Below are 11,584 nucleotides of genomic sequence, written 5' to 3'. Positions count from 1 at the left end.
AGTTGCGGCAATGGCAGGAAGAGGCACGAAGCGGCGCGGCACCGCCCGCCCGGTTCCAGGCCGTTATCCGGTCCGCTTCGGACTCGCCGAGTTGCTCGCCGACGCCGACCGCGCCAACGCCTGGCTCCTGACCGTCGACGAGGTCGCGCAGTCCTATGTGGACCTGGACGATCCGACGCGCCTGGAGTTCGAGTACGTGCGGCGCATCGGGGACGTGATCGACTGCCTCGCCGACGGCCCGCTGGAGGCGCTGCACCTCGGCGGCGCCGGCTGCACCGTGCCGCGCTACGTCGCGGCGACACGGCCCGGCTCACGGCAGCTCGTCTTCGACGCCGACGAGCCGCTCATCGACCTGGTCCGCGAGCAGCTCGACCTGCGCGCGGTCCCCAACCTGCGGGTGCGCATCTCCGACGGCCGCGAGGGCGTGGCCACGCGCCGCGAAGGCTCGGCCGACCTGGTCGTCGCGGACGTCTTCCAGCGCGCGAAGATGCCGGGCGACGTGGCGACCCTGGAGTTCACCACCGACGTCGCCCGGGTGCTGCGGCCCGCGGGCACGTACCTGATCAACGTCGCCGACGGCCCGGGCCTGAAGTTCGCCCGCCGGGTCGTCGCCACGATCGGCGCCGTGTTCCCGCACGTCGTGATGCTCGCCGACTCGGGCGTGCTGCGCGGGCGGCGGTTCGGCAACGTCGTGCTGGTCGCCTCGCGCGCGGACCTGCCCGTCGACGAGATCACCCGTCGCGCCGCGTCCGCGGCCTTCCCGTCCCGTGTCACCAGCGGCGGGGAGCTGGAGCGGTTCCGCGGCAACGCCAAACCGATCCACGACGACGAGGCGCTGGACACCCCGCGCCCGCCCTGGAACGTCTTCGGCCTGCCGCCTAGGACCTGATCTCGGCCAGGTGGTTGTAGGCCGACGCGCGGGAGATCCCCAGTGCGGCGGCCACCTCCGGCACGGCCTTCTGCAGCGCGAACAGCCCGCGCTCGTCGAGGGCCCGGAACAGGTCCAGGCGCTCGGCGCGCGTCATGCGGCTCACCGGGCGGCCGAGCTTCAGCTCCTCCTCCGCCACGACCGCGCGGATCAGCTGCCCGACGTCGTTGGTGAACGTCGTGGTCGCATCGGGCAGCGCGGTCACCGCCGCCAGCTCGCCGAGCAGCACGGCCGCGTGCCGCAGGTCGGTCACGTCCAGGTTCACGCACAGCGCCCCGAACACCTCGCCGTCGCGGTCGCGCAGCAGCATCGTGGACGCCTTGATCACGCGCCCGGCCGGCGTCCGCGTCAGGTAGTTGATCTGGTCGCGTGCGTCGCGGCCCTGCTTGAGCAGGCTCAGCCCCAGCTCGCTCATCGAGCCGCCGGGCGCGCGGCCGGTGACCTCGCCCGCGACGGCGACGACGGAGCCCTCCGGTCGCCGGTAGTCGTGCAGGACGACCTCGCAGTTGCCGCCGAAGGTGGCGGCCAGGCCGTCGAGCACGGGTCGGAGCGCGGAGAGCACCGCGTCGGCATCGGTCACCTGGGCATGATGTACAAAACCTGGATCGATTGTCTAGCGCGCCTCGGAGATCAGGATGTCCACCGCCGCGTCGTTGCGGGTCGTCTCCCGCACGATCTCCTCGTCCGGCGGGTAGAAGCCGGGGAACGGACTCGTCGGGTACATCTCGAAGGTGAACGTCAGGATCTTGTGGGTGCCCCACATCCAGTCGTTGATGTCGCCGTCGGTGACGTAGAGGTCGCTGGACTGCTGGGCCTTGTACTGGTTCGTCGCGGCCATGCGCTGCCCCACGTCGTGGAAGCGGGCGTTCTCCTCGGCCGTCATGCCCTCGCCGGTGTCGTCCTGGGTGTGCCCGAATGGCCAGAGCACCAGCTCGGAGTAGGTGTGGAAGTCGATGTGCGCCTTGATCCGCTGCTTCCCGCCCGCCGCGCGGGAGTCGACGAACCTGGACACGGCCTGCGTCTCCGGCTCGGAGAAGGCCGACGGGCCGCGATAGGTGTCCGAGGCGGGCCGCGTGCTGGAGCCGTCGCAGCAGCCCCACTTGTAGCCCCAGTTGCGGTTCAGGTCGGTGCCGATCTTGCCGTCCTCGACCGGCCTGCGGTTCTTGCGCCAGTACTTGTAGTCGGTGTCCGAGATGTCGTACTCCGACCCGTCCGGGTTCACGTTCGGGACCACCCAGATCACGTGGCCGTCGACCATCGAGCGGATGTGCGGGTCGTTCGCGTAGCCCTCGGTGAAGCGCTGCACGATGTGCAGGCACATCTCGGTCGTCAGGTGCTCGCGCGCGTGCTGGTTGCAGGTGAACAGCACCTCCGGCTCGCCCTCGTCGGCGGCGGCGTTGTCGCTGATCTTGATCAGGTTCAGCTCGCGGCCCTCGTAGGACTTGCCCACGCTGGACAGCACCGCGATGTCCGGGTGGTTCGCGGCCGTCTTCTGCAGTTCCGTCGTGACCTCGGCGTAGGTGTGGTAGCCCTCGTCGCCGGCCGGGAATTCGGCCGCGACGGCCTGCGCGGGTGCGGTCCCGGCCAGCAGGGCGGCTCCGGTCACCAGGGCGAGCACGCCACTGGCGGCCCGACGTGAATACATTTCGCCTCCGAACGAACACGTAGAGTAGTCTCTTCTACCCTGCTGTAGCGGCGCGCCCGGCACAACCCGGCGGGCGCCGGGTGGTTCACTGATCGGGTTATGCGACGAGTTCTGCCCGCCCTGCTCGCGGCCGCCGCGTTGGCCGGCTGCGCCACCCAGCAGGCTCCGGAGGCGCCCCCACCCCCGAGCGTGCCGCCGACGACCGCCGTGCAGCTGCCGCCGGAGCCCACGCCGGCCCGCGCCGCGCCCTGCCCGTACCTGGAGAACTCGGTCGTCGCGAACGCCAACGGCCAGCGGGTGTCGAAGGTGGAGGTCTCCGCCGACCAGCCGCACCCGACGTGCTTCTTCTACGCGCTCTCCGGGAAGCTCCAGCTGACCGTGCGGGTCTACACCGGAGACCCGGCGGTGGCGGAGGCGATCGTCGACCAGGCGGCCCCGGTGGCCACGAGCAACCCCGCGACCGATCCGCCAGGGTGGCAGGGTGGTTACGCAGCGAAACCGGACGGCGCGGTATATGCCGTGGCCAAGGGCGGTACGGCGGTCGTCGTGACCACCGATCAGCAACAGACGGTGAAGGCGAGAACCGTTGCCCGGCAGGCGATCTCGCGGCTTTAAGGCCGCCAGGGTGCAGTGTCAAGTTGATCTTGTATTACCCTGATCGCACCTCGCAGCCGGGGGAGGACCAGCACGCGTACGGTCGAGACCTGCGGCCGGCGCCGTGCCACGGGCTGCGAGAAGCCCCCCGTGTACCTCGATGTGAAGAAGGACAGACATTCGTGGCTGACACCCTCAAGGAAATCCTGCTCGACTCCAGCAGGCGTCCGGCCGTTGTGACCGACCTGGAGACGCTGGTCGACGAAGAGGTCTCGGACAAGGGCGGCGTGTCCGGCGCCGTCATCAAGACCGGCTTCGCCGCGGTCAAGAAGATCAAGCCGGGCATCATCGGCTCCGCCGTCGACAGCCTGCTCGACGACTTCACCGCCGCGCTCGAGCCGTTCTACGCCGACTTCAAGGGCCAGGGTGGCGGCGACTTCGGCGCCTACCTGTCCAGCCGTGGTGACCAGGCCGCCGACGCGCTGCTGAGCGTGACCGACGCGCGCGCCGCCAAGAGCAGCCGCGACAGCATCAAGAAGGTCTACGAGAAGCTGCGCCCGAACGGCAAGAAGAACGTCGAGGAGGCGCTGCCCCGCCTGGGCAAGCTGATCGACAAGCACGCGGCCGCCGCCTGAGGCAGGCCACGCGCGCGAACGGCCGTTTTCCCTTCGGTACCAGTAGGGAAAGCGGCCGTTTTCGCATGTGCGGGCGTCCCGCGGATGGCGCCCGCGCAAGCGGAAGCGCCGCTCGACCCAGAGCCGAGCGGCACTTCCGTGGAACGTGTCAGTTCTGCTTTTCCGCGGGTGACGGGCTCGGCGCGTGCTGGCCGTTCGCCGTCGACTCCGGGGTGGCCGGCTTCGGCGCGGCGCGCGGCGGCTCGGTGGCCACCGGCGGCTCCTGCTTGCCACGCAGCGCGACCGCGGCGCCCGCCGCGGCCAGGACGCCCAGCACCAGGAAGAGCGGCCACTTGCGGCTCTTCCGCGTGCCCTTGGCGGCCAGCTTCGCCTCCTCCAGCGCGGCCCGGAAGTCCTTCTTCGCCTGCTTGAAGTCCTTCTTGGCCTTGCGCTTCGACTCGCCAGCCGCCTTCGCGGCCTGTACCGCGGCCTTGCGAGCCTTGCGGCCGGGTTTGCGCAGCTCGGCGAGCCGCGCCGCGGCCTCCTTGCGCGCCTGTTTGCTCGCCTTGCTCAGGTCCTTCCGGGCCTGACGGCCCCGCTTGGCGGCTTCCTTGCGCGCCTCCTCGGTGCTCTCGGAAAGCCGTTTCTCGGCCGCGTGGGCGGCCTGAGCGGTCACCTCGGCGCCTGCCTTGCCGACCTCGACGGCCCGCTTGCTCAGGCCGAGCAAGCCGGCCTTGACCGACTCACCCACCGAGTCCGCAGCTCGGGTCATGGCCTTTCACCTCGACAATCGTTTCGTCTCACGTTCCATCCCCGTAACCATCCTGCCCGTTTCCGGCCGATCTCGCTGCGGATGGCACGATGAAGCGGTGACCCAGAGCAGTGAATCCCTCGTTGGTGCGAAGGCGACCGCCGTGCTGCACACCAACGCCGGTGACATCCGGATCAACCTTTTCCCTGATCACGCCCCCAAGACGGTGGCCAACTTCGTCGGCCTCGCGGAGGGCACGAAGGAGTACCAGCGCCCGAACGCCAAGGGCGAGAACTCCGGCCCGTTCTACGACGGCGCGATCTTCCACCGCGTCATCTCGGGCTTCATGATCCAGGGCGGCGACCCGACCGGCACCGGCCGCGGCGGCCCCGGCTACCAGTTCGGCGACGAGTTCCACCCCGAACTGCAGTTCGACCGGCCGTACCTGCTGGCGATGGCGAACGCGGGACCGGGCACGAACGGCTCGCAGTTCTTCATCACCGTGGCCAAGACGCCGCACCTGAACTTCAAGCACACGATCTTCGGCGAGGTCGCCGACCAGCAGTCGCGCGACGTCGTGGACTCGATCGCGAACACCGCGACCGGCCCGGCGGACAAGCCGCTGCAGGACGTCGTCATCGAGAAGATCGACATCGAACGCGCAGGCTGAGCCAGGGTAGGTTGGAGGCATCGTGAACATGCCTCCCCACCCGCCTGCTTCGCAGCCGCCCCAGCAGTCGGCCCTGCCCGGTTGCTGGTGGCACCCGTCGCGCCCCACCGGGCTCGCCTGTGTCCGGTGTGGCCGTCCGGCGTGCCCGGACTGCCTGCGTGAGGCCTCGGTCGGCTACCAGTGCATCGACTGCGTGCAGACCGGGCGGCGCGAGCAGAACGTCCAGCGCTACACCCCGCGCACGGTCGCCGGCGCCCAGGTTTCGCACCGGCCGGTGGTCACGCCGATCCTCATCGTGCTCAACGTGCTGGTGTACGTGGTCACGGTGTCGCAGGCGGGCAGCCTGACCGGCAACGACACGGCGCCGCTGTTCCGCGACGGCGTGCTGTTGCCGGTGCTGATCGCGGACGACGGCGAGTGGTGGCGCCTGGTGCTGTCCGGCTTCCTGCACTACGGGCCGATCCACCTCGCGGTCAACATGCTCGCGCTGTGGATCTTGGGCCGAGACATGGAAACCCTGCTCGGGCGGGTCCGCTTCACCGCGCTGTACCTGGTGTCGCTGCTGGGCGGCGCGGTGGCGGTGTACCTGTTCGACGGCATGACCAGGGCGACCGCGGGCGCGTCCGGCGCGATCTACGGGCTGCTGGGCGCGATGCTCGTCGCGGTGATCCGGTTGCGGCTCAACCCGGCGTACGCGATCGGCACGATCGTGCTGAACCTGATCATCAGCGTGTCGCTGCCGAACATCTCCCTGCTCGGCCACCTCGGCGGCCTGGTCGTCGGCGCGCTGGTCACGGCGGCGATGGTGTACGCGCCGGCGAAGGGGCGCCAGTACTGGCAGGGCGGCGCGGTGGCGGCGCTGCTGATCGCGTTGGTGGTGCTGGTGTTCGTGCGTGACGCGCAGCTGGCCGGCGTGTCCTGCGAACTGCGCGGGAACTTGCTGTCCTGCGCGGGGCTCGCCGGCTAGGGCTGCAACGCGGTCAGTGCGTCGAGCACGTCCCGTGGATCGGCGCCGAGTTCGAGCCAGCCGAAGACGAACAGCTGGTCACCCGCTTCGATTTCCAGTGTCGCCGAATCCCGGCCGAAGCGGCGCGTGGTGCGCACGCGGGCGGTCACCTCGGGCCAGTGCAGGTCGTGTTTTCCCGTCGTGGTGCGGATCCGCAGCCCGCGCGGATCCGCGGTGAGACGGGGGCGGACGAGCAAACCGTGCAGTGACAACGCGGTCAGCGCGATCGCCGCGACGGCGAAGAACACGGTGCCCATGCGGTCGCTCGCGAGCACCGCCGCGGCCGCCGCGAAAACGGCCGCGGCACAACCGGCTCCGACCAGAACGGGTCGCGGAGCCCAGTGCGGAGACGAGTTATCCACAGTGGTTATCCACACTGGGGAAAAGTCACAGTGCTGTAATTAGGGGTCAAGCGGCTGTTCGGGGCAATCGTTGTGATCTTCCGCTCAGCGCCAGCGCATCGTCATGAGCAGACCGACGATCATCAACGCGAAGCCCACCGCGAAGTTGCCGTTGCCGAGGTCCGCCATGAACGGGATCTTGTCGCCCGCGATGTAGTTCACGACGAGCCAGACCAGGCCGAGCAGCATCAGCCCGAACATCACGATCTTGTAGACCAGGCTGGACGGCCCAGCGGCGCGCACCTTGACCGGCGTGCGCCGATCGGCCGGCGGCGTGTAAGCCGTCTTCTTGCGGACCTTGGACTTGGGCATCGGAACCTCGCGGTGTTCGTGTCTGGCCAGGTGGTGCGCATCCACCCGTACCGTCACACGTTAACGTAAGCGTCCCCGAGAGAGGAGCGCGCGTGGCAGTCCTCGACGCCCCGCCACCACAGAAGTCCGGTGGCGGTTTCGCCAGGACCGTGCGGACGATCGGCGAACTGCTGATTACCGCCGGACTCGTCGTGCTCCTGTTCGTGGTTTACGAGCTCTACATCACGGACCTGTTCTCCGCGCGCAAGCAGGCCAGCGCGACGGTGGCGCTGGACCAGGACTGGGCGCAGGGCCGCACGCTGCACGCCGACCTGATCGACGGCGAGGCGTTCGCGAAGATGTACATCCCCAGCTTCGGCGCGGACTACCACTTCACGATCCAGGAGGGCACGGACGCGAAGGCGCTCGAAGTCGGGCCGGGGCACTACAAGGGCACCGCGCTGCCGGGCGAGCCGGGGAACTTCGCCGTCGCCGGGCACCGCGTCGGCAAGGGCGCCCCGTTCAACGACCTCGACCTGCTCGCCTCGTGCGACGCGATCGTGATCGAGACGCAGAGCGACTTCTTCGTCTACCGCGTCCTGCCGCACTCCGACGAACTCGCGAACTGGAACGCGGACAAGGCCGCGCGACCGCAGTGCGCGAACGTCGGCACGCTGCGCACCGACGCGGCGGACGGCGGCCCGTACGGCCGCACCTACGGCCGGGAGATCGTGACGCCGGACCAGGGCGAGGTGGTCGCGCCGGTGCCGCACCAGACCGCCGACGTGCTGCCGCCCGCCCAGCAGGTCGCCCTGCTCACGCTGACCACCTGCCACCCGCGGTTCTCCGACAAGCAGCGGCTGATCGTGCACGCCGTGCTGACCAACCAGTACCCGAAGACCCCGGGTGCCACCTACGAACAGCTGCTGCAGGCGATCGGAGGCGTGTGATGTACGGCTGGATCTGGCGCAGGCTGCCCGGACCGGTCGCGGTCCGGGCCCTGATCGCGCTCGTGCTGGTGCTCGGCGTGATCGCGCTGCTGCTGTTCGTGGTGTTCCCCTGGCTGGAGCCGATGCTGCCCTTCAACCAGGTTTCGGTGAACTAGCCGCGCGAGACGCGGATCATCTCGTCGCGCTCCACGACCTTCACGCGCTCGCGGCCCTGCGGCTCGCCGAGGGCGCGTTCGTGCGCGTCGAGCTTGCCCCAGCCTTCCCAGGTGGTGAACGGGACACCGCGGTCGGCGAGGAACGACGTGATCGCGTCCGGCTCGGCCTGCTTCGGCGCGGTCAGCTGGTCCGCGTCGGCCAGTAGGTTGCGGATCGTCTCGGCCGCGTCGCCCTTGGTGTGGCCGATCAGGCCGACCGGGCCGCGCTTGATCCAGCCGGTCACGTACACGCCGGGCACCTGGTCGCCGTCGATGTCCAGCACCCGGCCGCCCTCGTTCGGGACCGTGCCGCTGTCGTGGTCGAACGGGATCTCCGGCAGCTCGGACGACAGGTAGCCGACCGCGCGGTACACGGACTGGACGTCCCAGTCGTGGAACTCGCCGGTGCCGCGGACGTTGCCGTCGCCGGTCAGCTCGGTGCGCTCGGTGCGCAGGCCGGTGACCCGGTCGTCGCCGAGGATCTCCGTCGGCGAGTGGAAGAAGTGCAGGTGCAGACGCTTCGGCCGGTCGCCCTGGTCGCGGATCGCCCACTCCTGCAGCGTCTTGACCACCATGTCGACCTGCTTGGACGCACGGATCGCGGCGATCGAGCCGTCGTCGAACTCGATGTCCTCGGGGTAGACGATGACCTCGACGTTCGGCGAGTGGTCCAGCTCGCGCAGCTCGAGCGGGGTGAACTTGGCCTGGGCGGGCCCGCGGCGGCCGAACACGTGCACGTCGGTGACCTTGCTGGACTTCAGGCCCTCGTACACGTTCGGCGGGATGTCGGTGGTCAGCAGCTCGTCCGCGGTCTTCGCGAGCACGCGGGCGACGTCGAGCGCGACGTTGCCGACACCGAGGACGGCGACGCTGGTCGCCTCCAGCGGCCAGGTGCGCGGGACGTCCGGGTGGCCGTCGTACCAGGACACGAAGTCCGCGGCGCCGTAGCTGCCGGGCAGGTCCACGCCCGGGATGTTCAGCGCGCGGTCGCTCATCGCGCCGGTGGCGAAGATGACCGCGTCGTAGAACTCGCGCAGGTCGTCCAGCTTGATGTCGGTGCCGTAGTCGACGTTGCCGAGCAGGCGGATGCCGGGCCGGTCGAGCACCTTGTGCAGCGCGGTGACGATGCCCTTGATGCGCGGGTGGTCGGGCGCGACGCCGTACCGGATCAGCCCGAACGGCGCCGGCATGCGTTCGAAGATGTCGATGCTGACGTCGGCGTCGGACTTGTCGAGGATGTCGGCGGCGTAGATGCCGGCGGGGCCGGCGCCCACGATGGCGACGCGAAGAGGACTACGGCTCACCCTTGCCACGGTAAAGATAGGTGACCCTTACTTTCACTGTGATATGAATTGCGGTCCACCATGTGGACGCCGGTACTCTGGGCCGGCCGCTTCCCCACCGCCACCCTCAACGGAGACGCTCCACGTCGCATACCCTGATCCAATGCGCGTATTGGTCGTCGACAACTACGACAGCTTCGTCTACAACCTGGTCCAGTACCTGGCCCAGCTCGGCAACGAATGCACTGTCTGGCGCAACGACGTCGTCGACCTCGACCGCGTGCCGGAGTTCGACGGCGTGCTCGTCTCGCCCGGCCCCGGCACGCCGGAGCGCGCCGGCCAGAGCATCGACGTCGTGCGCAGGTGTGCCGACACTCACACCCCGATGCTCGGCGTCTGCCTCGGCCACCAGGCGATCGGCGTGGCGTGGGGCGCGACCGTGGACCGCGCGCCGGAGCTGCTGCACGGCAAGACCAGCCAGGTGCACCACCAGGGCAGCGGCGTGCTGGCCGGCCTGCCCGACCCGTTCACCGCGACCCGCTACCACTCGCTGACCGTGCTGCCGGAGACGATCCCCGACTCCTTCGAGGTCACGGCACGCACCGAGTCCGGGGTGGTCATGGGCATGCGGCACCGCGAGCTGCCGGTCGAGGGCGTGCAGTTCCACCCCGAGTCGGTCCTGACGCAGGGCGGGCACCGGATGCTGGCGAACTGGATGGCGACCGCCGGTCACCCGGTCCAGGCGCCGGTGGTCGACGCGCTGGAGCGTGAGGTCGCGGCGTTGCAGAAGGCCGCCGCTGCGTGATCCGGCTGCTGGGGGTCGGCAAGCGCTACGGTGACGTCCCGGTGCTGACCGGGGTCGACCTCGAAGTGCGCCCCGGGACCGTGGTCGGCGTCGTCGGCGCCAACGGCTCCGGCAAGTCGACGCTCCTGCGGATCCTCGCCGGACTGTCCCGGCCCACATCCGGCACGATCACCGGCCGCCCGCGCGTCGGGTACGTGCCGGACCGGTTCCCGGCCTCGACCCGGATGAGCGCGCTCGCCTACCTGCGGCACCTCGGCCGGATCTCCGCCGCATCCGAAGTGGACCCGCAGGGGCTGCTGGACCGGCTGGCGCTGGCCGGCGGCCCGCGCGCCCCGCTGCGGCAGCTGTCAAAGGGCAACGCCCAGAAGGTCGGGCTGGCCCAGGCGTTGCTGACCGAACCCGACCTGCTCGTGCTGGACGAACCGTGGTCCGGGCTCGACCCGGACGCGCACGGTGTGCTGGCCGAGATCATCGCCGAGACCAGCGCCCGCGGCGCGAGCGTCGTGTTCACCGAGCACCGCGACGAGCGCGCCCACGCCCACGCGACCGAGGTCCACCGGCTGACCGGCGGCGTCCTGACCACCGTCGACCGGGCCGCCAGGGTGGTGCTGCGCGGTTCCGGCGAGGTGGACCTGCCGGGCGTGCTCGCCACGCGCCGCACCGGCGACCACGTCGAACTGACCGTCGCGGCGCAGCACACCGATGAGCTCCTGCTGAAAGCGCTGAACGGCGGCTGGTCCGTGGCGCGGGTCGACACCCCGGAGGCACGCCGGTGATCCGCTACCAGCTCGCGCTGCTCGGGCATTCGCAGCGCTGGCTGCCGCCGTCGCTGGCCTACCTGGTCCTGCTCGCCGTCCTGTACAACGACCCGACGGCGCCGGTCCCGCCGGAGTTCGCCGTCAGCGCAGGCGGTCTCACCGTCGTGGCATGCTGGCTGACCGTCGCGCTGGTGGACGCCGAGGACTCCGTGCAGCGGCTCATCACGCTGGTCCACGCCCGCCGGCTGTCCACTGTGCTCGTCGGGTTCGTGGCCACGGCCGCGCTCTGCTGCGTGGTGCTCACCGCGGTGTCCCTGGCGTGGGCGGCCCTGGTGCACCACGGTCTGCCCGCCGCCGTCCTGGCCGACGGGGTGGTCGCGCACGCGGCCTGCGCGGCGACCGGCATCGCGCTCGGCTTGCCCTGCTCCCGACTGCTGCTGCCGCGGATCGGCTACACCGTGCTCGCCGCGCTGGCGCTGCTCGGGGTCGTGCTGCTGGTCCGGTGGGTGCCGGTGGTGAACCCGATGCTGCGCTCCCTGACCGGCGCGGGCTCACACACCGGAGCGGTGGCGCTCGGCCTGCTCGGTGGCGGGCTGCTGCTGGTGGTGAGCGCCGCGGTTACGGGCCGGATCGTGCACCGGCGGGCATAGCGAAGGGCCCGCCTCCCCGGTGGGGAAGCGGGCCCTCGTCGGTC

16 protein-coding genes are annotated in these 11,584 nt (G+C 70.3%); 10 read left to right on the top strand and 6 right to left on the bottom strand.

Annotated features, from left to right (window positions below):
• Nucleotides 1–10 precede the first annotated feature (10 nt).
• Complete coding sequence (locus tag AMYTH_RS0128780; RefSeq protein ID WP_027933167.1) at nt 11–889, top strand: spermidine synthase; 879 nt, start codon at nt 11–13, stop codon at nt 887–889.
• On the opposite strand, the gene AMYTH_RS0128775 is transcribed toward AMYTH_RS0128780, so the two are convergent.
• Both AMYTH_RS0128775 and AMYTH_RS0128770 read right to left on the bottom strand, forming a co-directional pair.
• Nucleotides 879–1,508, bottom strand: a complete 630-nt coding sequence (locus AMYTH_RS0128775) for a helix-turn-helix transcriptional regulator (protein ID WP_017985988.1) — start codon at nt 1,506–1,508, stop codon at nt 879–881. The two genes, AMYTH_RS0128780 and AMYTH_RS0128775, sit on opposite strands and share 11 nt — an antisense overlap.
• 33 nt (nt 1,509–1,541) lie before the next feature.
• Complete coding sequence (locus AMYTH_RS0128770; protein WP_027933166.1) at nt 1,542–2,546, bottom strand: M14 family metallopeptidase; 1,005 nt, start codon at nt 2,544–2,546, stop codon at nt 1,542–1,544.
• A gap of 126 nt (nt 2,547–2,672) precedes the next feature.
• Here AMYTH_RS0128770 and AMYTH_RS0128765 point away from each other — a divergent pair, with 126 nt between their 5' ends.
• Both AMYTH_RS0128765 and AMYTH_RS0128760 read left to right on the top strand, forming a co-directional pair.
• On the top strand, nt 2,673–3,188 hold the full coding sequence (locus AMYTH_RS0128765) for a DUF2020 domain-containing protein (protein WP_027933165.1): 516 nt from the start codon (nt 2,673–2,675) through the stop codon (nt 3,186–3,188).
• A gap of 161 nt (nt 3,189–3,349) precedes the next feature.
• Nucleotides 3,350–3,802 carry a DUF6918 family protein gene (locus AMYTH_RS0128760; protein WP_027933164.1) on the top strand — a complete coding sequence of 151 codons (453 nt, stop codon included), beginning with the start codon at nt 3,350–3,352 and terminating at the stop codon, nt 3,800–3,802.
• 148 nt (nt 3,803–3,950) lie between these two features.
• On the opposite strand, the gene AMYTH_RS0128755 is transcribed toward AMYTH_RS0128760, so the two are convergent.
• On the bottom strand, nt 3,951–4,553 hold the full coding sequence (locus AMYTH_RS0128755) for a hypothetical protein (protein ID WP_228685000.1): 603 nt from the start codon (nt 4,551–4,553) through the stop codon (nt 3,951–3,953).
• A 97-nt stretch (nt 4,554–4,650) separates the two neighbouring features.
• On the opposite strand from AMYTH_RS0128755, the gene AMYTH_RS0128750 reads away from it, so the two are divergent.
• The gene (locus tag AMYTH_RS0128750) at nt 4,651–5,202 is read left to right on the top strand and encodes a peptidylprolyl isomerase (protein WP_017985993.1); all 552 of its coding nucleotides are present in this window, start codon (nt 4,651–4,653) and stop codon (nt 5,200–5,202) included.
• A gap of 28 nt (nt 5,203–5,230) precedes the next feature.
• Nucleotides 5,231–6,169: a rhomboid family intramembrane serine protease gene (locus tag AMYTH_RS0128745; protein WP_410468339.1), complete on the top strand. Its 939-nt coding sequence runs from the start codon at nt 5,231–5,233 to the stop codon at nt 6,167–6,169.
• On the opposite strand, the gene AMYTH_RS0128740 is transcribed toward AMYTH_RS0128745, so the two are convergent.
• Both AMYTH_RS0128740 and crgA read right to left on the bottom strand, forming a co-directional pair.
• The gene (locus AMYTH_RS0128740; protein ID WP_209440793.1) at nt 6,166–6,465 is read right to left on the bottom strand and encodes a PH domain-containing protein; all 300 of its coding nucleotides are present in this window, start codon (nt 6,463–6,465) and stop codon (nt 6,166–6,168) included. The genes AMYTH_RS0128745 and AMYTH_RS0128740 overlap by 4 nt on opposite strands.
• A 189-nt stretch (nt 6,466–6,654) precedes the next feature.
• A complete protein-coding gene (crgA, locus tag AMYTH_RS0128735; RefSeq protein ID WP_017985996.1) occupies nt 6,655–6,921 on the bottom strand; it encodes a cell division protein CrgA in 267 nt (88 codons plus the stop codon).
• 92 nt (nt 6,922–7,013) lie between these two features.
• On the opposite strand from crgA, the gene AMYTH_RS0128730 reads away from it, so the two are divergent.
• Nucleotides 7,014–7,850 (top strand): class E sortase, encoded by an 837-nt coding sequence (locus AMYTH_RS0128730; RefSeq protein ID WP_027933160.1) that lies wholly within the window; start codon nt 7,014–7,016, stop codon nt 7,848–7,850.
• Nucleotides 7,850–8,005: a hypothetical protein gene (locus tag AMYTH_RS49665; protein WP_017985998.1), complete on the top strand. Its 156-nt coding sequence runs from the start codon at nt 7,850–7,852 to the stop codon at nt 8,003–8,005. The genes AMYTH_RS0128730 and AMYTH_RS49665 overlap by 1 nt, the downstream gene beginning before the upstream one ends.
• Here the strand turns inward: AMYTH_RS49665 and AMYTH_RS0128720 are convergent.
• Nucleotides 8,002–9,318: an FAD-dependent oxidoreductase gene (locus tag AMYTH_RS0128720; protein WP_027933159.1), complete on the bottom strand. Its 1,317-nt coding sequence runs from the start codon at nt 9,316–9,318 to the stop codon at nt 8,002–8,004. The genes AMYTH_RS49665 and AMYTH_RS0128720 overlap by 4 nt on opposite strands.
• Before the next feature lie 172 nt (nt 9,319–9,490).
• Between AMYTH_RS0128720 and AMYTH_RS0128715 the strand changes: the two genes are divergently transcribed.
• The 3 genes from AMYTH_RS0128715 to AMYTH_RS0128705 are packed head-to-tail and all read left to right on the top strand — an operon-like array spanning nt 9,491 to nt 11,540.
• Nucleotides 9,491–10,132 carry an aminodeoxychorismate/anthranilate synthase component II gene (locus AMYTH_RS0128715; protein WP_027933158.1) on the top strand — a complete coding sequence of 214 codons (642 nt, stop codon included), beginning with the start codon at nt 9,491–9,493 and terminating at the stop codon, nt 10,130–10,132.
• On the top strand, nt 10,129–10,908 hold the full coding sequence (locus AMYTH_RS0128710) for an ABC transporter ATP-binding protein (RefSeq protein WP_027933157.1): 780 nt from the start codon (nt 10,129–10,131) through the stop codon (nt 10,906–10,908). Before AMYTH_RS0128715 ends, AMYTH_RS0128710 begins: the two co-directional genes overlap by 4 nt.
• Nucleotides 10,905–11,540, top strand: a complete 636-nt coding sequence (locus tag AMYTH_RS0128705) for a hypothetical protein (protein ID WP_027933156.1) — start codon at nt 10,905–10,907, stop codon at nt 11,538–11,540. The genes AMYTH_RS0128710 and AMYTH_RS0128705 overlap by 4 nt, the downstream gene beginning before the upstream one ends.
• Nucleotides 11,541–11,584: the final 44 nt, after the last annotated feature.

The organism is Amycolatopsis thermoflava N1165 (assembly GCF_000473265.1).
GTDB classification, from domain to species: domain Bacteria; phylum Actinomycetota; class Actinomycetes; order Mycobacteriales; family Pseudonocardiaceae; genus Amycolatopsis_E; species Amycolatopsis_E thermoflava.
The sequence above is the reverse complement of the archived record's forward strand: the minus strand, read 5'-3'. Positions and strand labels throughout refer to the sequence as shown.

Excerpts from the sequence above, each read along its gene's own strand:
- AMYTH_RS0128740 (WP_209440793.1), bottom strand. The coding sequence starts at position 6,465 with ATGGGCACCGTGTTCTTCGCCGTCGCGGCGATCGCGCTGACCGCGTTG.
- AMYTH_RS49665 (WP_017985998.1), top strand. The coding sequence starts at position 7,850 with ATGTACGGCTGGATCTGGCGCAGGCTGCCCGGACCGGTCGCGGTCCGG.
- AMYTH_RS0128765 (WP_027933165.1), top strand. The coding sequence starts at position 2,673 with ATGCGACGAGTTCTGCCCGCCCTGCTCGCGGCCGCCGCGTTGGCCGGC.
- crgA (WP_017985996.1), bottom strand. The coding sequence starts at position 6,921 with ATGCCCAAGTCCAAGGTCCGCAAGAAGACGGCTTACACGCCGCCGGCC.
- AMYTH_RS0128755 (WP_228685000.1), bottom strand. The coding sequence starts at position 4,553 with ATGACCCGAGCTGCGGACTCGGTGGGTGAGTCGGTCAAGGCCGGCTTG.
- AMYTH_RS0128745 (WP_410468339.1), top strand. The coding sequence starts at position 5,231 with ATGCCTCCCCACCCGCCTGCTTCGCAGCCGCCCCAGCAGTCGGCCCTG.
- AMYTH_RS0128715 (WP_027933158.1), top strand. The coding sequence starts at position 9,491 with ATGCGCGTATTGGTCGTCGACAACTACGACAGCTTCGTCTACAACCTG.
- AMYTH_RS0128780 (WP_027933167.1), top strand. The coding sequence starts at position 11 with ATGGCAGGAAGAGGCACGAAGCGGCGCGGCACCGCCCGCCCGGTTCCA.